32 protein-coding genes are annotated in these 21,295 nt (G+C 62.9%); 1 reads left to right on the top strand and 31 read right to left on the bottom strand.

The genetic code is table 11. The features are described from left to right. Nucleotides 1–169 precede the first annotated feature (169 nt). The 31 genes from AC5ZGW_RS31165 to AC5ZGW_RS31015 form a co-directional block, all read right to left on the bottom strand. Complete coding sequence (locus AC5ZGW_RS31165) at nucleotides 170–1,201, bottom strand: DNA-directed RNA polymerase subunit alpha (RefSeq protein WP_035692244.1); 1,032 nt, start codon at nucleotides 1,199–1,201, stop codon at nucleotides 170–172. Between the two features lie 111 nt (nucleotides 1,202–1,312). After that, nucleotides 1,313–1,702, bottom strand: a complete 390-nt coding sequence (gene rpsK / locus AC5ZGW_RS31160; protein ID WP_006021048.1) for a 30S ribosomal protein S11 — start codon at nucleotides 1,700–1,702, stop codon at nucleotides 1,313–1,315. 114 nt (nucleotides 1,703–1,816) lie between these two features. Beyond that, nucleotides 1,817–2,185, bottom strand: coding sequence for a 30S ribosomal protein S13 (rpsM, locus tag AC5ZGW_RS31155; protein ID WP_028168143.1), 369 nt, complete (start codon nucleotides 2,183–2,185; stop codon nucleotides 1,817–1,819). Nucleotides 2,186–2,372: 187 nt separating this feature from the next. Beyond that, nucleotides 2,373–3,254, bottom strand: coding sequence for an adenylate kinase (locus AC5ZGW_RS31150; protein WP_130225559.1), 882 nt, complete (start codon nucleotides 3,252–3,254; stop codon nucleotides 2,373–2,375). 79 nt (nucleotides 3,255–3,333) lie between these two features. Continuing rightward, nucleotides 3,334–4,665, bottom strand: a complete 1,332-nt coding sequence (gene secY / locus AC5ZGW_RS31145; RefSeq protein WP_028168145.1) for a preprotein translocase subunit SecY — start codon at nucleotides 4,663–4,665, stop codon at nucleotides 3,334–3,336. A 140-nt stretch (nucleotides 4,666–4,805) separates the two neighbouring features. After that, entirely contained in the window at nucleotides 4,806–5,294 is a 489-nt protein-coding gene (rplO, locus tag AC5ZGW_RS31140; protein WP_130225560.1) for a 50S ribosomal protein L15, read from the bottom strand. A gap of 20 nt (nucleotides 5,295–5,314) precedes the next feature. Next, complete coding sequence (gene rpmD / locus AC5ZGW_RS31135) at nucleotides 5,315–5,509, bottom strand: 50S ribosomal protein L30 (protein WP_028168147.1); 195 nt, start codon at nucleotides 5,507–5,509, stop codon at nucleotides 5,315–5,317. A gap of 38 nt (nucleotides 5,510–5,547) precedes the next feature. Next, the gene (gene rpsE / locus AC5ZGW_RS31130) at nucleotides 5,548–6,120 is read right to left on the bottom strand and encodes a 30S ribosomal protein S5 (RefSeq protein ID WP_027583269.1); all 573 of its coding nucleotides are present in this window, start codon (nucleotides 6,118–6,120) and stop codon (nucleotides 5,548–5,550) included. Between the two features lie 60 nt (nucleotides 6,121–6,180). Further along, nucleotides 6,181–6,540, bottom strand: coding sequence for a 50S ribosomal protein L18 (gene rplR, locus AC5ZGW_RS31125; protein WP_028168149.1), 360 nt, complete (start codon nucleotides 6,538–6,540; stop codon nucleotides 6,181–6,183). 11 nt (nucleotides 6,541–6,551) lie between these two features. After that, the gene (gene rplF, locus AC5ZGW_RS31120) at nucleotides 6,552–7,085 is read right to left on the bottom strand and encodes a 50S ribosomal protein L6 (protein WP_130225561.1); all 534 of its coding nucleotides are present in this window, start codon (nucleotides 7,083–7,085) and stop codon (nucleotides 6,552–6,554) included. A 14-nt stretch (nucleotides 7,086–7,099) separates the two neighbouring features. Next, complete coding sequence (gene rpsH / locus AC5ZGW_RS31115; protein WP_028168151.1) at nucleotides 7,100–7,498, bottom strand: 30S ribosomal protein S8; 399 nt, start codon at nucleotides 7,496–7,498, stop codon at nucleotides 7,100–7,102. Between the two features lie 13 nt (nucleotides 7,499–7,511). After that, nucleotides 7,512–7,817, bottom strand: coding sequence for a 30S ribosomal protein S14 (rpsN, locus tag AC5ZGW_RS31110; protein WP_028168152.1), 306 nt, complete (start codon nucleotides 7,815–7,817; stop codon nucleotides 7,512–7,514). Nucleotides 7,818–7,864: 47 nt separating this feature from the next. Further along, on the bottom strand, nucleotides 7,865–8,422 hold the full coding sequence (rplE, locus tag AC5ZGW_RS31105; RefSeq protein WP_028168153.1) for a 50S ribosomal protein L5: 558 nt from the start codon (nucleotides 8,420–8,422) through the stop codon (nucleotides 7,865–7,867). Beyond that, nucleotides 8,415–8,729: a 50S ribosomal protein L24 gene (gene rplX / locus AC5ZGW_RS31100; protein ID WP_028168154.1), complete on the bottom strand. Its 315-nt coding sequence runs from the start codon at nucleotides 8,727–8,729 to the stop codon at nucleotides 8,415–8,417. The genes rplE and rplX overlap by 8 nt, the downstream gene beginning before the upstream one ends. After that, a complete protein-coding gene (gene rplN, locus AC5ZGW_RS31095; protein ID WP_028168155.1) occupies nucleotides 8,729–9,097 on the bottom strand; it encodes a 50S ribosomal protein L14 in 369 nt (122 codons plus the stop codon). The genes rplX and rplN overlap by 1 nt, the downstream gene beginning before the upstream one ends. An 81-nt stretch (nucleotides 9,098–9,178) precedes the next feature. Next, on the bottom strand, nucleotides 9,179–9,427 hold the full coding sequence (rpsQ, locus tag AC5ZGW_RS31090; protein ID WP_027583261.1) for a 30S ribosomal protein S17: 249 nt from the start codon (nucleotides 9,425–9,427) through the stop codon (nucleotides 9,179–9,181). A gap of 10 nt (nucleotides 9,428–9,437) precedes the next feature. Further along, on the bottom strand, nucleotides 9,438–9,644 hold the full coding sequence (gene rpmC, locus AC5ZGW_RS31085) for a 50S ribosomal protein L29 (RefSeq protein WP_028168156.1): 207 nt from the start codon (nucleotides 9,642–9,644) through the stop codon (nucleotides 9,438–9,440). Nucleotides 9,645–9,649: 5 nt separating this feature from the next. Continuing rightward, the gene (gene rplP, locus AC5ZGW_RS31080; RefSeq protein WP_028168157.1) at nucleotides 9,650–10,063 is read right to left on the bottom strand and encodes a 50S ribosomal protein L16; all 414 of its coding nucleotides are present in this window, start codon (nucleotides 10,061–10,063) and stop codon (nucleotides 9,650–9,652) included. 30 nt (nucleotides 10,064–10,093) lie between these two features. Next, nucleotides 10,094–10,795 carry a 30S ribosomal protein S3 gene (gene rpsC, locus AC5ZGW_RS31075; protein WP_028168158.1) on the bottom strand — a complete coding sequence of 234 codons (702 nt, stop codon included), beginning with the start codon at nucleotides 10,793–10,795 and terminating at the stop codon, nucleotides 10,094–10,096. 20 nt (nucleotides 10,796–10,815) lie between these two features. Continuing rightward, entirely contained in the window at nucleotides 10,816–11,202 is a 387-nt protein-coding gene (gene rplV, locus AC5ZGW_RS31070) for a 50S ribosomal protein L22 (RefSeq protein WP_028168159.1), read from the bottom strand. 10 nt (nucleotides 11,203–11,212) lie between these two features. Beyond that, on the bottom strand, nucleotides 11,213–11,491 hold the full coding sequence (gene rpsS, locus AC5ZGW_RS31065) for a 30S ribosomal protein S19 (protein ID WP_027583256.1): 279 nt from the start codon (nucleotides 11,489–11,491) through the stop codon (nucleotides 11,213–11,215). Between the two features lie 12 nt (nucleotides 11,492–11,503). Then, complete coding sequence (rplB, locus tag AC5ZGW_RS31060; protein ID WP_028168160.1) at nucleotides 11,504–12,337, bottom strand: 50S ribosomal protein L2; 834 nt, start codon at nucleotides 12,335–12,337, stop codon at nucleotides 11,504–11,506. A gap of 13 nt (nucleotides 12,338–12,350) precedes the next feature. Then, nucleotides 12,351–12,650 (bottom strand): 50S ribosomal protein L23, encoded by a 300-nt coding sequence (locus AC5ZGW_RS31055; protein WP_028168161.1) that lies wholly within the window; start codon nucleotides 12,648–12,650, stop codon nucleotides 12,351–12,353. Beyond that, nucleotides 12,647–13,267 (bottom strand): 50S ribosomal protein L4, encoded by a 621-nt coding sequence (gene rplD / locus AC5ZGW_RS31050; RefSeq protein ID WP_028168162.1) that lies wholly within the window; start codon nucleotides 13,265–13,267, stop codon nucleotides 12,647–12,649. The genes AC5ZGW_RS31055 and rplD overlap by 4 nt, the downstream gene beginning before the upstream one ends. Nucleotide 13,268: 1 nt before the next feature. Further along, nucleotides 13,269–13,988: a 50S ribosomal protein L3 gene (rplC, locus tag AC5ZGW_RS31045; protein WP_130225562.1), complete on the bottom strand. Its 720-nt coding sequence runs from the start codon at nucleotides 13,986–13,988 to the stop codon at nucleotides 13,269–13,271. A gap of 54 nt (nucleotides 13,989–14,042) precedes the next feature. Continuing rightward, nucleotides 14,043–14,351, bottom strand: coding sequence for a 30S ribosomal protein S10 (gene rpsJ, locus AC5ZGW_RS31040; protein ID WP_002712302.1), 309 nt, complete (start codon nucleotides 14,349–14,351; stop codon nucleotides 14,043–14,045). 83 nt (nucleotides 14,352–14,434) lie between these two features. After that, nucleotides 14,435–15,625 carry an elongation factor Tu gene (tuf, locus tag AC5ZGW_RS31035; protein ID WP_027583251.1) on the bottom strand — a complete coding sequence of 397 codons (1,191 nt, stop codon included), beginning with the start codon at nucleotides 15,623–15,625 and terminating at the stop codon, nucleotides 14,435–14,437. Between the two features lie 40 nt (nucleotides 15,626–15,665). After that, nucleotides 15,666–17,738 (bottom strand): elongation factor G, encoded by a 2,073-nt coding sequence (fusA, locus tag AC5ZGW_RS31030; protein ID WP_130225563.1) that lies wholly within the window; start codon nucleotides 17,736–17,738, stop codon nucleotides 15,666–15,668. 30 nt (nucleotides 17,739–17,768) lie between these two features. After that, the gene (rpsG, locus tag AC5ZGW_RS31025; RefSeq protein WP_028168166.1) at nucleotides 17,769–18,239 is read right to left on the bottom strand and encodes a 30S ribosomal protein S7; all 471 of its coding nucleotides are present in this window, start codon (nucleotides 18,237–18,239) and stop codon (nucleotides 17,769–17,771) included. Between the two features lie 15 nt (nucleotides 18,240–18,254). Next, nucleotides 18,255–18,626, bottom strand: a complete 372-nt coding sequence (gene rpsL, locus AC5ZGW_RS31020; RefSeq protein WP_028168167.1) for a 30S ribosomal protein S12 — start codon at nucleotides 18,624–18,626, stop codon at nucleotides 18,255–18,257. Between the two features lie 935 nt (nucleotides 18,627–19,561). Beyond that, nucleotides 19,562–20,185 carry a TetR/AcrR family transcriptional regulator gene (locus AC5ZGW_RS31015; RefSeq protein WP_245474679.1) on the bottom strand — a complete coding sequence of 208 codons (624 nt, stop codon included), beginning with the start codon at nucleotides 20,183–20,185 and terminating at the stop codon, nucleotides 19,562–19,564. A 96-nt stretch (nucleotides 20,186–20,281) separates the two neighbouring features. Between AC5ZGW_RS31015 and AC5ZGW_RS31010 the strand changes: the two genes are divergently transcribed. Then, nucleotides 20,282–21,289 carry an NAD(P)-dependent oxidoreductase gene (locus AC5ZGW_RS31010; RefSeq protein ID WP_474418722.1) on the top strand — a complete coding sequence of 336 codons (1,008 nt, stop codon included), beginning with the start codon at nucleotides 20,282–20,284 and terminating at the stop codon, nucleotides 21,287–21,289. Nucleotides 21,290–21,295: the final 6 nt, after the last annotated feature.

The raw sequence follows: 21,295 nt of genomic DNA, 5'->3' as shown, positions 1-21,295 counted from the left end.
CTTAACTCTCTGTGCCACGACGGTTCGTCGGACATGTTTCCAGGTGGGCTTCCTGTGTTCGCCCCAAGTCATTCCGGACGTCGCGAAGCGGCGATCCGGAATCTCGAGGTTCCGGGTTAGATGCTCCCGCATCGCCCCGGAACGACGAAAACTCAGTAATGATCCCGGATCAGTAATGATCCTCGAAGCGCTTGGCGAGTTCGTCGATGTTCTCCGGCGGCCAGCCCGGCACTTCCATGCCGAGATGCAGCCCCATCTGGGCCAGCACTTCCTTGATCTCGTTCAGGGACTTGCGGCCGAAGTTCGGGGTGCGGAGCATTTCCGCTTCCGACTTCTGCACGAGGTCGCCGATATAGACGATGTTGTCGTTCTTCAGGCAGTTGGCCGAACGCACCGACAGTTCGAGCTCGTCGACCTTCTTGAGGAACGCCGGGTTGAAGGCGAGATCGGGGATGATCTCCTGCGCGACTTCCTTGCGCGGTTCCTCGAAGTTGACGAACACGTTGAGCTGATCCTGCAGGATGCGCGCGGCATAGGCCACGGCATCATCCGGCGTGATCGCGCCGTTGGTCTCGATCGTCATCGTCAGCTTGTCGTAGTCGAGGATCTGGCCCTCGCGGGTGTTCTCGACCTTGTAGGAGACCTTGCGGACCGGCGAGAACAGGCTGTCGACCGGAATCAGGCCGATCGGCGCGTCCTCGGGACGGTTGCGCTCGGCGGGCACATAACCCTTGCCGGTCGAGACCGTGAACTCCATGCGGATCTCCGCGCCATCATCCAGCGTGCAGAGCACGAGATCCGGATTGAGCACCACGACGTCGCCGACGGTCTGGATGTCGCCGGCGGTCACAACGCCCGGACCCTGCTTCTTCACGACCATCCGCTTGGGGCCTTCGCCCTGCATCTTGATCGAGATGTCCTTGATGTTGAGGACGATGTCGGTGACGTCCTCACGGACGCCCGCGATCGAGGAGAACTCGTGCAGCACTCCATCGATGTGCACTGACTGCACGGCAGCGCCCTGCAGCGAGGACAACAGGATGCGGCGCAGCGCGTTGCCGAGCGTCTGGCCGAAGCCGCGCTCAAGCGGCTCGGCGACAATGGTCGCAAACCGCGCGGCATCGGAGCCGGCCGTCACCTGCAGCTTGTTTGGTCGGATAAGTTCCTGCCAATTCTTCTGGATCGTCACTGTGTCACCCATTGGTGAGTCGATTTGGGCCAGTCGACATCAACTTACTGGCGTCGCGGATTAGTCCGCGCGGTCAATTCCAAAAACAATCGCGAGACGGCAAAGCCGCCCCGCGACCAACAATCAGACGCGCCGGCGCTTGCGCGGACGGCAACCATTGTGCGGGATCGTCGTCACGTCGCGGATCGAGGTGACGGTGAAGCCCGCGGCCTGCAGCGCGCGGAGCGCCGACTCGCGGCCCGAACCGGGACCGGCGACTTCGACTTCCAGTGTGCGCATACCGTGTTCCTGCGCCTTCTTGGAAACGTCCTCCGCCGCGACCTGTGCGGCATACGGAGTCGACTTGCGCGACCCTTTGAAACCCATCGTGCCCGCGGAAGACCAGGCAATGGTGTTGCCCTGCGCGTCGGTGATGGTGATCGTGGTGTTGTTGAACGACGAATTCACATGCGCGATGCCGGAGGCGATGTTCTTGCGTTCGCGGCGGCGTACGCGGGTGGCTTCCTTGCCCATTCCAAACCTTTCCTATGATCTCAACGCCGCCGTAATGCCAGCGGCTACACCTCAAAACGCGAATGGCGCATGGCGAATGATTCTCTTCGCCAACGCCAATCGCTATTCGCAAACTTACTTCTTCTTGCCGGCGATCGCCTTGGCCGGCCCCTTGCGCGTACGCGCATTGGTGTGGGTGCGCTGGCCGCGCACCGGCAGGCCACGGCGATGGCGCAGGCCGCGATAGCAGCCGAGGTCCATCAGCCGCTTGATGTTGATGCCGGTCTCGCGGCGAAGGTCGCCTTCCACAACGTAGTCGCGGTCGATCACTTCGCGGATCTGCAGCACTTCCTGGTCGGTGAGCTGGCTGACGCGACGGTCCAGCGGGATCTTGACCTTCTCCACGATGTCGGCCGCGTTCTTCTGGCCGATGCCATGGATGTACTGAAGCGCGATCAGCACGCGCTTGTTGGTTGGGATATTCACGCCGGCAATACGGGCCACGGCCTTCTCTCCTGTCGCCGATCCCCTGGGATCGGTGCTTCCTAGATCTCTGCTATCTCGGGCAGGTGTCCACAAACGCCAACACGACGCCCTCCCCTCGTTCCTTCGGGGCCCGGCATCGTCATAAAACTATCCGACTTGGATGCGAGGCTTATTAAAGGATTCATGTCGGTTTCGTCAACCGCTCCTAGCGCTTAGCTCGCTTTTTCGTGAGCTTTTTTGCGGGCCGTTTGGCGGCCTGCCTTACCGTCTTCTTGGCCTTGCCGACGCCCCTCGCCTTGGCGGCCTTTGAGACCGTTTTGCGGGCCTTCCGGGCCGAGGTGGCGGCCTTTTTGGTTCCCTTGCCGGCCCCCTCCTTGACCTTGCCAGTCCCCTTGGTCTTGGCGGCCGCCTTCTTGGCAGGCGCCTTGGTTCCCTTCCGGGCGGTTCCAGACCCAGAACGCTTCGCTGGAGCGGCACGCCGTCCAGCCTTGGGTTCCGTGGCGCCGAGCGCTTCCAGGATCCGGTTGATCTCGCTCGTAACGTGCTCGATGGTCATCATACCATCTACGGTAAGCAGCTTGCGGCGCTCGGAATAATAGTGAATCAGGGGTTCGGTCTGGACGCGGTAGCTCGCCAGCCGCTTGGTCAGCACTTCCGGCGTATCGTCGGCGCGGACTTCCTCGCCGCGCGCCCGCGTCTCGGCGGCGCGCTTCTCTACCCGCTCGAGTAGCGCACTCTCATTGACGCGAAGCTCGACCACAGCATCGAGCTTGAGGCGCTTCTTCTTCAAGAGGTCATCCAGCGCCTCGGCCTGCGGAACCGTGCGCGGAAAACCGTCGAGGATGAAGCCGTTCTTAGCATCGGCCTGATCGATTCGATCGGAGATGATGCCGACCACGATCTCGTCGGGCACAAGCCCGCCCGCGGCCATGATGTCCTTGGCCTGCAGCCCGATCGGCGTGCCGGCGGCAACCGCGGCGCGCAACATCTCGCCGGTCGAGAGCTGGACAATACCGTGCTTCTGAACCAGCCGCTGGGCCTGGGTCCCCTTGCCCGAGCCCGGCGGCCCCAAAAGGATCAATCTCATGAGTTTTCGCCCCCCGGCTTGGTGAGCGCGATCCGCACACCCTTGGTTTTGACTTTTGCGCCGCCCGCGTTCCGCTCTATCAGCGGCGACGGCCCCTGAGCTTGGACTTTCTGATCAGCCCTTCATACTGATGGGCGAGCAGATAGCCCTGAACCTGTGCCACCGTATCCATGGTCACGCTGACCACGATCAGAAGCGAGGTACCGCCAAAGTAGAACGGCACGGAGGCGTAGGAAATCAGAATCTCCGGGATGAGACATACGATCGCAAGATAGATCGCGCCAACCACAGTGATGCGCGACAGCACATAGTCGATATATTCTGCGGTGCGCTCGCCGGGCCGGATGCCGGGGATGAAGCCGCCATGCTTCTTCAGATTGTCCGCGGTCTCGGTCGGGTTGAACACGATCGCCGTGTAGAAGAAGGCGAAGAACACGATCAGCGCCAGATAGAGGATCAGGAACAGCGGCCGGCCATGGCTGAGCTGGGTGGTGATCCACTGCATCCATTCCGGGCCCGAGCCGGCGTTGAAGTTCGCTACCGTGGTCGGCAGCAACAGCAGCGAGGACGCGAAGATCGGCGGAATCACGCCCGAGGTGTTGAGCTTGAGCGGCAGATGCGAGGACTGGCCCTCGAACATCTTGTTGCCGACCTGGCGCTTCGGATACTGGATCAGGAGCCGGCGCTGGGCGCGCTCCATGAACACGATGAAGGCGATCACGGCGACCGCCATCACGATCACGACCAGGATCAGCCCGGTCGACATTGCGCCCTGGCGGCCGAGTTCGAGCATGTTGGCCAGCGCCGACGGCAGTTCCGCGACGATACCGGACAGAATGATCAGCGAAATGCCGTTGCCGATGCCGCGCGAGGTGATCTGCTCGCCGAGCCACATCAAGAACATGGTGCCGCCGGTCAGCGTGATCGCGGTCGAAAGGCGGAAGAACATGCCGGGGTCGGTGACGACGTTGCCGGCGCCCTCGAGCCCCACCGCGATGCCGTAGGACTGGAACGCGGCCAGGATCACGGTGAGATAGCGCGTGTACTGGTTCAGGATCTTGCGGCCGGCCTCGCCTTCCTTCTTCAGGGCCTCGAGCTGCGGCGAGACGGTGGTCAGGAGCTGGATGATGATCGATGCCGAGATGTACGGCATGATGTTCAGCGCGAAGATCGCCATGCGGTGGATGCCGCCGCCGGCGAACATGTTGAACATGCCGAGGATGCCGCCGGCCTGGGAGCGGAACACCTGCTCCCACACGTTGGGGTCGATGCCGGGTAGCGGGATGTAGGTGCCGAGCCGATAAACAAGCAGCGCACCCAGCGTGAACCAGATGCGCTTCTTCAGCTCTTCGGCCTTGCCGAGCGCTGCGAAATTGAGGTTGGACGCGAGTTGTTCCGCTGCTGAGACCATGTTTCGGCTTTCTCCCGGAGGCCCCGCCGACGTCCCCGTGGGATCATCGGCGGACACCGGACATTATTTGGTGCTCGGCTTCGATAAGTCCAACGTTCTCTGCCGTCCCTGCCTGCGCGAGCCAGGCAATGACGCAGATGTTACGCCGCCTCGCCGTCTTCCTTCTTGGCGGGCGCCAGGATCTTCACCGTACCGCCGGCCTTCTCCACCGCCGCAATCGCGGACTTGGAAGCGCCATGCACCTCGATGTTGAGCTTGGCCGTGAGCTCGCCGCGGCCGAGCAGCCGCACGCCGTCCTTGGCGCGGCGCAGCACGCCCGACTTCACCAGCGCTTCCGCGTTCACGACCGCACCAGTGTCGATCTGCTTGGCGTCGACCGCCTGCTGCAGTCGATCGAGATTGATCTCGGCGAAATCGAGCCTGAAGATGTTGTTGAACCCGCGCTTCGGCAGGCGGCGATGCAGCGGCATCTGGCCGCCTTCAAAGCCCTTGATGCGCACACCGGTACGCGCGGTCTGGCCCTTGCCGCCACGGCCGCCGGTCTTGCCCTTGCCCGAACCGATACCGCGGCCGATGCGCATGCGCTTCTTGCGCGAACCGGGATTGTCGGCGATCTCGCTGAGCTTCATCGCCCTTCTCCTTGTCTGTCTTAACCCTCGCCGACGACGCGGACGAGGTGTTGAACCTTGCTGATCATGCCGCGAACCTCAGGGGTGTCCTGATGCTCGGCAACCCGGCCGATCTTGTTGAGCTTGAGGCCGATCAGCGTCGAACGCTGCGAATGATGGCGGCGAATCGGGCTGCCGATCTGCTCGACCTTGATCGTCTTTGCGGCCTGGGCCATCTCTTAAAACTCCAGATAGCGCGCTGGTTTAGCGCGAGTTATTCAGCCACCACTTCGGCATCGCCACCGACGCGGCGGGCCTGCAGCGTGGACACCTTGATGTTGCGGCGCGCAGCGACCGAGCGCGGCGAATCCTGGTTCTTCAGCGCGTCGAAGGTGGCGCGGACCATGTTGTACGGATTCGACGAACCGATCGACTTCGCGACCACGTCCTGGATGCCGAGCGTCTCGAACACCGCACGCATCGGGCCGCCGGCGATGATGCCGGTACCGGCCGGCGCGGCACGCAGGTAGACGCGGCCGGCGCCGTGACGGCCGGCGATGTCGTGATGCAGCGTGCGGCCTTCGCGCAGCGCCACGCGGGTCAGGTTGCGCTTGGCGGATTCGGTCGCCTTGCGGATCGCTTCCGGCACTTCGCGCGCCTTGCCGTGGCCGAAACCGACCCGGCCCTTCTGGTCGCCGATCACGACCAGCGCCGCAAAGCCGAAGCGCTTGCCGCCCTTCACGACCTTTGCCACGCGATTGATGTGCACGAGCTTGTCGACGAACTCGCTGTCGCGCTCCTCGCGCTCCCTGCTCCGTTCGCGTCCGCCGCGTTCGCGTTCTGCCATGGTGTTTTCCAATCTCTAGAAAGGCTTATGCCTCAGTCCTAATATCCGCTCGAAACCTGCTCAGAAGCTCAGTCCGCCTTCGCGGGCTGCATCGGCAAGCGCCTTGACGCGCCCGTGATAGAGATAGGCGCCACGGTCGAACACGACTTCCTTGACGCCCTTCTGCGTGGCACGCTCGGCAAGCAGCTTGCCGACGGCCTTGGCTGCGTCGATATTCGCACCCGTGTTGCCGCCATCGCGCATCGCCTTCTCCAGCGAAGAGGCCGACGCCAGCGTCTCGCCCTTCTGATCGTCGATCACCTGGGCGTAGATGTGCTTGGACGAGCGGAACACCGACAGACGCGGACGCCCGCCCCCGGAACGGCGCAGCGCCAAGCGCACGCGTTGCTTGCGCCGGGCATTGGTAACCTTCAGTGACATGACCGGCTCCGTTACTTCTTCTTGCCTTCCTTGCGGAAGATGAATTCGTTGGCGTACTTCACGCCCTTGCCCTTGTAGGGCTCCGGCGGACGATAGGCGCGGATCTCGGCCGCGACCTGCCCCACGCGCTGCGGATCGATGCCCGAGACCGTGATTTCGGTCGGCTTCGGCACCGCGATCGAGATGCCCTCCGGGATCGGGTAGACGACGTCGTGGCTGTAACCGAGCGCGAGCTGCAGGTTCTTGCCCTGCATCGCGGCGCGGTAGCCGACGCCGGTGATCTCGAGCTTCTTCTCAAAGCCCTTGGTGACGCCTTCGACCAGGTTGGCGACCTGGGCACGCGCGGTGCCGTACATCGCCTGCGCGCGATTGGTCTTCACACGCGGAGCGACCTTGACCTGGCCGTTCTCGAACTTCACCTCGACGTCGTCATGCACGACGAACTGAAGCTGGCCCTTCGGCCCCTTCACCTTCACCGTCTGCCCGTCGACAGTCGCCGTCACACCCGACGGGATCGCCACAGGCCTCTTGCCAATACGTGACATGGCTCAATCCTTCCTCAGAACACCGTGAAGAGAACTTCGCCGCCCACATTCGCGTCGCGCGCTTCGTGGTCAGCCATAATTCCCTTCGGCGTCGACAAAACGGAGATGCCGAGACCGTTGTTCACGCGCGGCAGGTTCTTCACCGACGTGTAGACCCGGCGGCCCGGCTTCGACACGCGCTCGATCTCGCGGATGACCGGCTCGCCGTCGAAATACTTCAATTCGATCTCGAGCTCGCTGCGGCCGGACGAATGCTCGACGCTGGCGTAGCCGCGGATATAGCCTTCCGCCTTCAGCACCTCGAGCACGTTCTGGCGCATCTTCGAGCCCGGGGTCGTGACCTTGGACTTCGAGCGCATCTGCGCGTTGCGGATGCGGGTGATGAGATCTGAGATCGGATCGTGCGTTGACATCTTCCGACCCTCCTTACCAGCTCGACTTCACGAGGCCCGGGATCAGGCCCTTGGAGCCGAGCTCGCGCAGCGCGATGCGGGACAGCTTGTTCTTGCGATAGTTCGAGCGCGGACGGCCCGTGAGCTCGCAACGGTTCCGGATCCGGGTCGGCGACGAGTTGCGCGGCATTTCCGCAAGCTTCAGGGTCGCCGCGAAACGCTCTTCCATCGGCTTGGTCTTGTCGGCGATGATCGCCTTCAACCGGGCGCGGCTGGCGGCGGCGTTCTTGGCCATCCGCTTGCGCCGGTTGTTCTTCTCGACTGCACTCTTCTTTGCCATGCGTGGCTCCTTACGTTTCCGCGTTTGAGAGGCTGTTCGTCAGCGTCTCACTGCCGGAACGGGAAATTGAAAGCGGTCAACAAGGCGCGAGCCTCGTCGTCGGTCTTGGCCGTGGTACACACGGTGATGTCCATGCCCCGCGCTTCCGAGACCTTGTCGAAGTCGATCTCGGGGAAAATGATGTGCTCCTTGATGCCGAGCGAATAGTTGCCGCGGCCATCGAAGCTCTTCGGGTTCAGCCCGCGGAAGTCGCGCACGCGCGGCAGCGCGACGGTGACCAGGCGATCGATGAACTCGTACATGCGGGCCTTGCGCAGCGTGACCTTGCAGCCGATCGGCTGGTTCTCGCGCAGCTTGAAGGTCGCGATGGCAACCCGCGAATAAGTCACGATCGCCTTCTGGCCGGCGATCTGCGTCAGCTCGGCGGCAGCGGTCTCGGCCTTCTTGCGGTCGTTGACGGAATCGCCGACGCCCATGTTGAGCACGACCTTGTCCAGCCGCGGCACCTGCATCGCGTTCTCGTAGCCGAACTTCTCGGTCAGCAGGCCGCGAATGTTCCTGTCGTATTCCGTGCGCAAGCGCGGCACATAAGCGGTCTCAGCCATCGATCTCTGCTCCCGAGCTCTTGGCAATGCGAACCTTCTTGCCATCAGCCTGAATCTTGAACCCGATGCGGGTCGGCTTTCCGTCCTTGCCGACATACGCGACGTTGGAGAGGTGGACCGGCGCCTCCTTGGAGATGATGCCGCCCTCCTGGTTCTGGGTCTGCTTCTGGTGACGCTTCACCATGTTGACGCCGCGCACCAGCGCGGTGTTTTCCGCCGGACGCACCTCGAACACTTCGCCGGTGCGTCCCTTGTCGCGGCCGGTCAGCACGATGACCCTGTCACCCTTGCGGATCTTGGCAGCCATCACAGCACCTCCGGCGCAAGCGAGATGATCTTCATGTGGTTCTTGGCGCGCAGCTCGCGCGGCACCGGCCCGAAGATACGGGTGCCGACCGGCTCGGACTGGTTGTTGACCAGCACGGCGGCATTGCGGTCGAAGCGGATGACGGAGCCGTCGGGGCGGCGGATGTCCTTGCGGACCCGCACCACGACCGCCTTCATGACGTCGCCCTTCTTCACCTTGCCACGCGGAATGGCTTCCTTGATCGACACAACGATAATGTCGCCCACAGTGGCATAGCGGCGCTTGGAGCCTCCAAGCACCTTGATGCACATGACACGGCGTGCGCCTGAATTATCGGCCACGTCGAGGTTGGTCTGCATCTGAATCATTGATGCACCTCGTCCTCTTTCTGCGCTTCACTCGCGCTCAAAATTTTCCTGACATTCTCCGGCTTCGAAGCCGGATGTGCGTCAGGCCGTTTGCTTCTGCTCGCCCCGGATCACGATCCAGCGCTTCAACTTCGAGATTGGCTTGCTTTCCTCGATCCACACCGTGTCGCCCGGCTTGAACTGGTCGCTCTCGTCGTGCGCGTGATAGTTCTTCGAACGGCGGATCGTCTTCTTGTAGATCGGATGGGTGAAGCGGCGATCGACGCGCACCACCACCGTCTTGGCTTGCTTGTCGCTGACGACCACGCCCTGCAGCGTACGTTTCGGCATGTCCGGCCTCTTACTTCTTCTTCGCGCGCTGCTGCGCGGCGATGGTCTTGATACGGGCGATGTCGCGGCGCGCTTCCTTCAGCCGCGAGGTGTTCTCGAGCTGGCCGGTGGCGCGCTGGAAGCGCAGGTTGAAGCGCTCCTTCTTCAGATTGAGGATCGCGTCCTCCCTCTGGTCCTCGCTCATCGCGCGGATATCCTCGACTTTCATCTGGGCCATCTCGGTTACTCCGCGATGCGCGCGACGAAGCGCGTCTTGATCGGCAGCTTGGCGGCGGCCAAGGTCAGCGCCTCGCGCGCGACCTGGTTGGTGACGCCGTCGATCTCGAACAGCACACGACCGGGCTTGACGCGGGCCACCCACAATTCCGGCGCGCCCTTGCCCGAGCCCATGCGCACTTCGGCGGGCTTCTTCGACACCGGCAAATCAGGGAACACGCGGATCCAGACGCGGCCGGCGCGCTTCATGTGGCGGGTCAGCGCGCGGCGGGCGGCCTCGATCTGGCGCGCAGTGACGCGCTCCGGCTCGAGCGCCTTCAGGCCGAACTGGCCGAAGGACAACGTCGCGCCCGAAGTCGCAACGCCGTGGATCCGGCCCTTATGCGCCTTCCGGAACTTCGTTTTCTTTGGTTGCATCATGGCGTTAAGCCCTCAAATTCTCATTTGCCGTTAGGCGGCGTCGCGGCGCGACCGCGGGCTGCTGTCGCCCTCGGCCATCCGCTTGTCCTGGGCCATCGGATCGTGCTCGAGGATCTCGCCCTTGAAGATCCAGACCTTGACGCCGCAGGTGCCGAAGGTGGTGAATGCGGTGGCAACGCCGTAGTCGACGTCGGCGCGCAGCGTGTGCAGCGGCACCCGGCCCTCGCGGTACCATTCCATGCGCGCGATTTCAGCGCCGCCGAGCCGACCCGAGCAGTTGATGCGGATGCCTTCGGCGCCGAGGCGCATCGCCGACTGCACCGCGCGCTTCATGGCGCGCCGGAACGCAACGCGGCGCTCGAGCTGCTGCGCGATCGATTCGGCGACCAGCGTCGCATCGAGCTCCGGCTTGCGGATCTCGACGATGTTGATGACGACGTCGGAAGCCGTGATGTCGGCGACCTTCTTGCGCAGCTTGTCGATGTCCGCGCCCTTCTTGCCGATCACGACGCCCGGACGCGCCGAGTGGATCGTCACCCGGCACTTCTTGTGCGGGCGCTCGATCACGATGCGCGCCACCGCCGCCTGCTTGAGCTCCTTGTGCAGGATCTCGCGGATCTTGACGTCCTCGTGCAGCAGCTTGCCGTATTCGGCCTTGCCGGCGAACCAACGCGAATCCCAAGTCCGGTTGATGCCGAGACGCAGCCCGATCGGATTGATCTTTTGACCCATCTTGTTCTCCCGCGCTTCTCTTAAGCGCTCGCCTCGGCCTCGACCTCACGAACCACGATCGTGAGATGCGAGAACGGTTTGTAGACACGGCCCGAACGGCCACGGCCGCGCGGGGCAAAACGCTTCATGACGAGGCCGTTGCCGACATGCGCCTCGGCGACGACGAGATCGTCGACCTCGAGGTCATGGTTGTTCTCGGCATTGGCAATCGCCGATTCCAGGCACTTCTTGACGTCGACCGCGATCCGCTTGCGCGAGAACTGCAGGTCGGCAAGTGCGGCCGATGCCTTGCGGCCACGGATCATCTGCGCCACCAGGTTGAGCTTCTGCGGGCTGACGCGCAGCATCCGGGCGACGGCCTTGGCCTCATTGTCCGCGAGGACACGTTCGCGCTTTGGTTTGCTCATCGCTTAATCCTCAAGCCCTCTTGGCTTTCTTGTCGCCAGAGTGGCCGTGGAAGGTACGGGTCGGCGAGAACTCGCCGAACTTGTGACCCACCATTTCCTCGTTCACCGAAACCGGCACGTGCTTCTGACCGTTGTAGACGCCGAAGGTCAGGCCCACGAACTGCGGCAGGATGGTCGAGCGGCGACTCCAGATCTTGATGACGTCGTGACGGCCGGACGCGCGCGCAGCATCTGCCTTCTTGAGCAGCGATGCCTCGACGAACGGGCCTTTCCAGACTGAACGAACCATGTCCGGCGTTCCTTACTTCTTCCGCTTGTGGCGGCTTAGGAGAATGAATTTGTTGGTCGACTTGTTCGACCGCGTCTTCTTGCCCTTGGTCGGCTTGCCCCACGGGGTCACCGGGTGGCGGCCGCCCGAGGTGCGGCCTTCACCGCCGCCATGCGGGTGGTCGATCGGGTTCATGACGACACCGCGGTTGTGCGGGCGCCAGCCGAGCCAGCGGGTACGACCGGCCTTGCCGATCGAGATGTTCATGTGATCCGGATTCGACACCGCGCCAATGGCGCCGCGGCAACGGCCGTGCACCAGGCGCTGTTCGCCCGAGTTCAGGCGGATGATGACGTAGTCCTGGTCACGGCCGACGATCTGGGCATAGGTGCCGGCGGAGCGCGCAAGCTGACCGCCCTTGCCGATCTTCAGCTCGATGTTGTGGACGATGGTGCCGACCGGCATGTTGCCGAGCGGCATCACATTGCCCGGCTTGACGTCGACATAGCTGCCGGCCACGACCGTGTCACCCGCGGCGAGCCGCTGCGGCGCCAGGATGTAGGCCTGCTCGCCGTCCTGATACTTGATCAGCGCGATGAAGGCGGTGCGGTTCGGGTCGTATTCCAGCCGCTCGACGATCGCCGGCACGTCCACCTTGTCGCGGCGGAAGTCGACGTTGCGATAGGCCTTCTTGTGGCCACCGCCACGGAAGCGCACGGTGATGCGCCCGGTGTTGTTGCGGCCACCGTTCGACTGCTTGCCCTCGGTGAGCGCCTTGACCGGCTTGCCCTTGTAGAGCGCCGAACGATCGACCATGACCAGCTGGCGCTGGCCCGGCGTCGTTGGATTATAAGTTTTCAATGCCATCGTCGTTACGCCCTTATAGTCCGGTAGTCACGTCGATGCGGTGGCCCTCTTCCAGGGTCACGATCGCGCGCTTGGTGTCCGACTGCGAGCCGAAATTGCCGCGGAACACCTTGGTCTTGCCCTTGCGCACCAGCGTGTTCACGCTCTTGACCTTGACGTCGAAGAGCTTCTCGACCGCTTCCTTGATCTGCGGCTTGGTGGCCTTGGAAGCGACCTTGAACAGCACCTTGTTGTGCTCCGAGGCGAGCGTCGCCTTTTCGGTCACAACGGGCGCGACGATGACGTCGTAGTGGCGCGGATCGATATTCTTCATTTGAAGCGCGCCTCCAGCGCATCGACGGCCGCCTTGGTCAGGACCAGCTTCTGGCGCCGCAGGATGTCGTAGACGTTGATGCCCTGGATCGGCAGCACGTCGATATTCGGAATGTTGCGGGCCGCGGCCGCGAAACCGTTGTTGAGCTCGGCGCCGTCGATGATCAGCGCATTGGTCAGCCCGAGGCCGGAGAAGTGACCGACCAGCGCCTTGGTCTTGGCTTCCTTGATATCAGCGCTGTCGAGCACGACCAGGCCGCCGTCCTTGGCCTTGGCCGACAGAGCATGCTTGAGCGCCAGCGCACGCACCTTCTTCGGCAGGTCGGTCGCATGCGAGCGAACCACCGGACCGAAGGCGCGGCCGCCGCCACGGAACTGCGGCACGCGCGCCGAGCCGTGACGGGCACCGCCAGTGCCCTTCTGCTTGTACATCTTCTTGCCGGTGCGCCAGATCTCGGCGCGCCCCTTGGCCTTGTGCGTGCCCGCCTGGCGCTTGTTGAGCTGCCACTGCACGCAGCGCTGAATGATGTCCGCGCGCGGCTCGAGGCCGAAAATGGCGTCGGAAAGCTGGACCGAGCCAGCTTCCTTGCCCTCCAGGGTGGTGACTTTCAGTTCCATCTCACGCACCCTCCTGCTCGGCCGGCGCTTCGGCAGCCTGCTCGCCCGCAACCTTGAACTTGCCGGGCTTCGGAGCTTCCTTCGGCAGCGGCTTCTTGATGGCGTCGCGCACCCTGATCCAGCCGCCCTTGGAGCCGGGAACGGCGCCTTCGACCAGGATCAGGCCACGCTCGACATCGGTCTGGACGACGCGAAGGTTGAGCGTGGTGATGCGATCGACACCCATGTGGCCGGGCATCTTCTTGTTCTTCCAGGTCTTGCCGGGATCCTGACGGCCACCGGTCGAACCGATCGAACGGTGCGAGATCGACACGCCGTGGGTGGCGCGCAGACCGCCGAAATTCCAGCGCTTCATGCCGCCGGCAAAGCCCTTACCGATCGAGGTGCCGGTCACGTCGACGAACTGACCGACCACGAAGTGATCGGCTTGGATCTCGGCGCCGACCGGGATCAGCGCATCCTCAGAAACGCGGAATTCCGCGACCTTGCGCTTCGGCTCGACCTTGGCGACGGCGAACTGGCCGCGCTCGGCCTTCGGCATGTAGACGGTCTTGCGCGAGCCCGAGCCGAGCTGCAGCGCGACATAACCGTTCGTTTCAGTGGTGCGGTGGCCCAGCACCTGGCAGTTGCCGAGCTTCAGCACGGTCACGGGGATATGCTCGCCGGCCTCTGTGAAGACCCGCGTCATCCCGACCTTTTGTGCGATCACTCCGGAGCGCATCGGCGTGGTTCCTGTTCTCTTTCGTCCGCTCGCGCGGACTTCAATCCAAAAAACTTAGAGCTTGATCTCGACGTCGACACCGGCGGCCAGATCGAGCTTCATGAGAGCATCGACGGTCTGCGGGGTCGGATCGACAATGTCGAGAAGGCGCTTGTGGGTGCGCATCTCGAACTGTTCGCGGCTCTTCTTGTCGACGTGCGGCGAACGGTTGACGGTGAACTTCTCGATGCGAGTCGGCAGCGGAATGGGACCGCGAACCTGGGCACCGGTACGTTTCGCCGTGTTCACGATCTCGCGGGTCGACGTATCGAGGATACGATGGTCGAACGCCTTGAGACGGATGCGGATATTCTGGCCGTTCATTGCCGTACTTTCTTTGGTGAGTGGCGAGTAGCGAGTAGCGAATAGAAATTCCTATTCGCCACTCGCCATTCCCTGTTCGCTTCTTACTCGAGGATCGAGGCGACGACGCCGGCGCCGACGGTGCGGCCGCCTTCGCGGATCGCGAAGCGCAGCTTCTCCTCCATCGCGATCGGCACGATCAGGTGCACTTCCATCGCAATGTTGTCGCCAGGCATCACCATCTCGGTGCCCTCAGGCAGATGCACGACACCGGTCACGTCGGTGGTGCGGAAGTAGAACTGCGGGCGGTAGTTGGTGAAGAACGGGGTGTGACGGCCGCCCTCTTCCTTGGTGAGGATGTACGCCTCAGCCTTGAACTTGGTGTGCGGCTTGACCGAACCCGGCTTGCACAGCACCTGACCACGCTCCACTTCCTCACGCTTGGTACCGCGGAGCAGCGCACCGATGTTGTCGCCCGCCTGGCCCTGATCGAGCAGCTTGCGGAACATTTCGACGCCGGTGACGGTGGTCTTCTGAGTGTCGCGCAGACCGACGATCTCGATTTCGTCGCCGACCTTGACGATGCCGCGCTCGACACGGCCGGTCACCACGGTGCCGCGGCCCGAGATCGAGAACACGTCTTCGACCGGCATCAGGAACGGCTGGTCGATCGGACGCTCCGGCTGCGGAATGTACTCGTCGACATTGCGCATCAGCTCAAGAACCGCGTCATGGCCGAGCTTCTTGTCGCTGTCTTCCAGAGCGGCCAGCGCCGACCCCTTGACGATCGGGATCTTGTCGCCGGGGAAGTCGTACTTCGAGAGCAGCTCGCGCACTTCGAGCTCGACGAGCTCGAGCAGCTCCGGATCGTCGACCATGTCGCACTTGTTGAGGAACACGACGAGCGCGGGAACGCCGACCTGGCGGGCGAGCAGGATGTGCTCGCGGGTCTGCGGCATCGGGCCGTCGGCAGCCGACACGACGAGGATCGCACCGTCCATCTGGGCGGCGCCGGTGATCATGTTCTTCACGTAGTCGGCGTGGCCGGGGCAGTCGACGTGGGCGTAGTGGCGGTTCTTGGTCTCGTACTCGACGTGAGCGGTCGAGATCGTGATGCCGCGCGCCTTCTCTTCCGGGGCCTTGTCGATCTGGTCGTAGGCGGTGAACGTCGCACCGCCGGTTTCCGCCAGGATCTTGGTGATCGCGGCGGTCAGCGAGGTCTTGCCATGGTCGACGTGACCGATGGTGCCGATGTTGCAGTGCGGTTTGTTACGCTCAAATTTTGCTTTGGCCATTTGACTCTCCGTTCAATCGTTAGCTGCCAACCAACGATAATCAGGCAAACTTCTTCTGGACTTCAGCCGACACGTTCGCCGGCGCTTCGGCGTAGTGATCGAACTGCATGGTGAAGGTCGCGCGACCCTGGCTCATCGAGCGCAGGTTGTTCACGTAACCGAACATGTTCATGAGCGGCACCATCGCGTTGATGACGTTGGCGTTGCCGCGCATGTCTTGGCCCTGGATCTGGCCGCGCCGGGAGTTCAGGTCGCCGATGACGGAACCGGTGTAGTCTTCCGGCGTCACCACCTCGACCTTCATGATCGGCTCGAGCAGGACGGACTTGCCCATCTGCAGCGCCTCGCGGAAACAGGCCCGCGTTGCGATTTCGAAGGCCAGTGCCGACGAGTCGACGTCGTGATACTTGCCGTCGATGAGCTGCACCTTGACGTCGACGATCGGGAAGCCCGCGACGACGCCCGAGCCCAGCACGCTCTCGAGACCCTTCTCGACGCCGGGGATGTATTCCTTCGGCACCGCGCCACCGACGATCTTCGATTCGAACTCGTAGCCCTTGCCGGCCTCGTTCGGCTCGACGATCAGCGTCACGGCCGCGAACTGGCCGGTGCCGCCGGTCTGCTTCTTGTGGGTGTAGCTGTGCTCGACCCGCTTGGTCACGCGCTCACGGAACGCCACCTGCGGCGCACCGATGTTGGCGTCGACCTTGTAGGTGCGCTTCAGGATGTCGACCTTGATGTCGAGATGCAGTTCGCCCATGCCCTTCAGGATGGTCTGACCGGACTCGTGGTCGGTCGTCACCCGGAACGACGGATCTTCCGCCGCGAGCTTCGCGAGCGCGACACCGAGCTTTTCCTGGTCGGCCTTCGACTTCGGCTCGATCGCGATCTCGATCACCGGATCCGGGAACTCCATCTTTTCCAGGATCACCGGGTGGTTCGGATCGCACAGCGTGTCGCCGGTGCGCGCTTCCTTGAGGCCCGCCAGCGCGACGATGTCGCCGGCATAGGCTTCCTTGATGTCCTCACGGTTGTTCGCATGCATCAACAGCATGCGCCCGATCCGCTCCTTCTTCTCGCGGGTCGAGTTGATCACGCCGGTGCCGCTCTGCAGGATGCCCGAATAGATGCGGCAGAAGGTGATGGTGCCGACAAACGGGTCGTCCATGATCTTGAACGCGAGCAGCGCCAGCGGCTCCTTGTCGTCCGCCTTGCGCACGACTTCGTTGCCGTCCTCGTCGGTGCCCTTGATCGCGGGCACGTCGATCGGCGACGGCAGGTAGTCGACGACGGCGTCAAGCAGCGGCTGCACGCCCTTGTTCTTGAACGCGGAGCCGCACAGCACCGGATAGAACGCGCCGGTCAGCACCGCTTTGCGGATCAGCCGCTTCAGCGTCGCTTCGTCGGGCTCGTTGCCATCGAGGAAGGCGGCCAATGCGTCGTCGTCGAGCTCGACGGCGGCTTCCACCATCTTCTCGCGGTATTCCTTGGCCTGGTCGACGAGGTCTTCCGGAATGTCGACATAGTCGAACTTCGCACCGAGGGATTCATCGTTCCAGACGATGCCCTTCATCTTCACGAGATCGACGAGACCCTTGAAGTTGTTCTCGGCACCGATCGGAAGCTGGATCGCGATCGGCTTGGCGCCGAGGCGGTCGACGATGTCGGACAAGCACTTGAAGAAGTCGGCACCGGTCTTGTCCATCTTGTTGGCGAAGACGATGCGCGGAACCTTGTACTTGTCACCCTGGCGCCAGACGGTCTCGGTCTGCGGCTCGACGCCCTGGTTGGAGTCGAGCACGCACACAGCGCCGTCGAGCACGCGCAAGCTGCGCTCAACTTCAATGGTGAAGTCGACGTGGCCGGGGGTGTCGATGATGTTCAGCCGCTTACCGTTCCAGAACGCGGTGGTCGCGGCGGAGGTGATGGTGATGCCACGCTCCTGCTCCTGCTCCATCCAGTCCATCGTCGCGGCACCTTCGTGCACTTCGCCGATCTTGTGGCTCTTGCCGGTGTAATAGAGGATGCGCTCGGTCGTCGTGGTCTTACCGGCGTCGATATGCGCCATGATACCGAAGTTGCGATAGTCCTCGATGGCATGTTGGCGTGGCATGGGGCTGTTCCTTAAATTCCGTAATTCGCCTTACCAGCGATAGTGCGAGAAGGCGCGGTTGGCTTCCGCCATCCGGTGCACGTCTTCACGCTTCTTGACGGCGTTCCCCCGGTTGTTCGACGCATCAAGCAGCTCCGCCGAGAGCCGCTCCGTCATGGTCTTCTCGTTGCGCTCGCGCGCGGCCGAAATCAGCCAGCGGATGCCGAGCGCCTGCCGGCGCACCGAGCGGACTTCCACCGGCACCTGATAGGTCGCACCACCGACGCGACGGGAACGCACCTCGATGGTCGGCATGACGTTCTCAAGCGCCTGCTCGAACACGCCGAGCGGGTTCTGCTTGGTCTTGGCCTCGATCATGGTGAGCGCGCCATAGACGATGTTCTCGGCGACCGACTTCTTGCCGGCGTACATGACCGAGTTCATGAACTTGGTGATGATGATGTTCCCGAACTTCGGGTCCGGAAGCACTTCACGCTTTTCTGCAGAGTGACGACGCGACATCTTACCTGTTCCCGCTTACTTCGGACGCTTGGCGCCGTACTTCGAACGACGCTGCTTACGGTTCTTGACGCCCTGGGTATCCAGCACGCCGCGGAGGATGTGATAGCGCACGCCCGGCAAGTCCTTGACGCGGCCGCCGCGGATCATGACCACCGAGTGCTCCTGAAGGTTATGGCCCTCACCCGGGATGTAACCGATCACCTCGAACCCATTGGTCAGACGCACCTTGGCGACCTTACGAAGCGCCGAGTTCGGCTTCTTCGGGGTCGTCGTGTAGACGCGCGTGCACACGCCGCGCTTCTGCGGCGACTGCTGCAGCGCCGGCACCTTCTTGCGCGACTTCTGCACTTCCCGTGGTTTTGCGATCAGCTGGTTGATCGTCGGCATGTCAGCCTTCACCCTTCAAGTTCGCGCGGAACCTCACTGGCTCCGCAAATTCTTCACGGGAACGAACCGCCCGTCCGGCCGCCTCACACGAAAACCGTTCGCGCAAAACGAAATCGCGCCTACCACTCATTGCTGAGCGGAAAGCGCTTGACGCCACAGAGGACCGCGATCACGACCGATCAGCTCTCGCTGTCCGGCTGAAAACCGAGGTCATGCGTCCGAGTTCACTCTCAAGAGAACGCGCTCAAGAGAACAAAAATCGCCCTGGCATTGCCTAGCTATCATCGACAGCGTTTGAGCGGCATTCGTCGAGGTTGGTGCCCGCCTCAGTCCAGTAGGTCTGATAGGGTGTTCCGTTCCGACGCTGGCGTAGCTCACCGCCTGTCGTTAAGTTCGCGCCTTGTATAAGCGGTAGATAGTGAAGTCAAGCAAAACGACAATACGAGAAACGCCTCTGCTGCATATGGATTTGGCACTTTCGCGCGCTCAGCGCGAGTGAAAATCGCAAAGTCTACTGCCCCACTTTCCGAGCGAGTCGGCCGACTATTTTATCCGGACATAAATAGCCTGAAGCAGCTCTTAGGCGGCTCTCAACCAAAGATTCGCGCAAAATAAGCCTTGTTTGCCATTTCGGGCGCAAAGAACGCGCTTAGCCCCTGCCCTGTACCGCCTTGCGATCATCGGCAGCGAGTGGCCAACTCCACGGCAGCCGCGATGCTTGGCCGGCCGGCATTCGACCATCCCGGTCGATTTGCAGGATGTCTGTCCGCCAGATTTCCGCTTCGAGAAGCTGGCGGCGGCGCACCGATCGAGCGATTCGCGCGGACCGAGGCAGCTTGCGATCCAACCAAGGCGCGTGCGTTGATATCCACGTCGCCCAAGGTCTGTCGCTCGCGCTGCCGCGACAAGTCAAAAAAAGCTTCACCCCGATCGCGTTACGGTTGCGGCGAAGGTGCGCAAAGTCCGCCTCGAATCAGCGAGGAAAATGCTTCAGCAGCTTCCTTCTCGCTGCAATGACCACCGATCATCATGACCGAGAGCGCTTCGCCCGCCCCGACAAGGCCGACACAGCGCCGTTGTAGTTCATCGGGCGGCAACGTGCTGTACGGCTCAAGCGCCGATACGAACAGCTGGACGTACCCATCTATCAGCTCCTGGTGCACCGCGCCCATCTTCCCGCTGCCCGACAGCGCCGCGCCCACCGCGTGCCATTCGCCACTCGTATCTGCGGAACAGTGGATATAGGCGGTGGCGAGGATGTCGGCAGTATCCCCCAAGTTCCGCTGAACGCTTCTTAACGCTTCACGCAGGGCATTCGCCTGCTCCCTGTCGAGCGACTTGTAGAGTTCGATCAACAACCCCGATCGTGTGCCGAAGTGTTCGTACGGGATTGGCTTGGAGACCCCGGCACGAGCGGCCAGGTGTCCCAGTGTCAGCCGATCGGCCCCTTCCTCGCGGATAATGACGAGGGCCATATCGAGCAACTGGCGCCGTCGATCCGCCTTCGAGAGCCGACCGGAAAGCGCCTTATGCGCTTTCGGTCTCAAAGAGTGTTTCACGGTCCGGATCTCCCCCTTGCAATACCTACCATCAGTAACTTACTAATGGTAACTTACCGACGTTAGGTTATGTTCGCTAGGATGAGAGGCACCGCAATGTCGCCAGCTCCCATTCTCCTGATCGGCGGCTCCGGCATTGTCGGCCGCTGGACGGCCCGATTCCTGCGCGTCGCCCATCCCGATCAGCCGCTACTGATCGGCGGCCGCGATCTCGCTAAGGCCAAGAAAGTCGCGACCGAAATTGGCGGTGCGGAGGGTGTGGTGCTCGACCTGGCCGTTGATGGCCTTGGACTCGGTGAGCGCCCGGTCAGCGCCGTCGCCGTCTTTTTTACGGACGAAAGGATCGCCGGGCTCCGTTTCGCTCAGTCGCGCGGCGTGCCGCACATCAGCATTTCTCCAGGCATTATCGAGATGGGCCCCGAAGTAGCGGCCTACATCCACGACCCGGACGCCGCGCCGGTCATTCTGGGCACGGAATGGCTCGTCGGCGCGACGACGGTCCCCACGCTCGAATTCGCCAAGGCGTTCGGTCGGGTCCACGACATCGCTATCGGCGCGCTGCTCGATGAGCAGGATGCCTTCGGTCCGGCGGCAGCCGCCGACCTGGAGCGCCAAACGAAGACCATGCCGGCGGCGCTTGCTCGTCGGGACGGCGCCTACCTCTGGCGCGTTGGCGGCGATGCCAAGGCCAAGTTCCGCGCCGTCGACGGCACCCTGATGGAGGCCTCCGCACTCTCCCCCTATGACGTTGTCGGCCTTGCGACCGCGACCGGCGCGCCAAACGTTCAGTTCAGTCTCGCGATTGGAGTGAGCTCCACTCGCCGCCGAGGAGAGCCGATGTCGACCGAGATCGTCATCGAACTTGCCGGTGAGGATCAAGCGGGCCGACTGCTCCGCACCCGTCATGCGATTGTCCATCCTGAGGGACAGATGCCACTGACGGGGCTAGGCGTCGCCATGGTTCTCGAACGGCTCGTCGGACTCGACGGCAATCCGGCAACTCCCCCTGGCCTCTACTTTCCCTATCAGCTCCTCGAGCCCGCAGCCTATTTTGCCCGTCTCGAAAAGATCGGCGGAATGGTCATGACACTGGATGTGTTCTGACGAGTA

This window comes from Bradyrhizobium sp. Crot121 (assembly GCF_059512385.1).
This window is presented reverse-complemented; position numbering and strand designations above follow the sequence as displayed.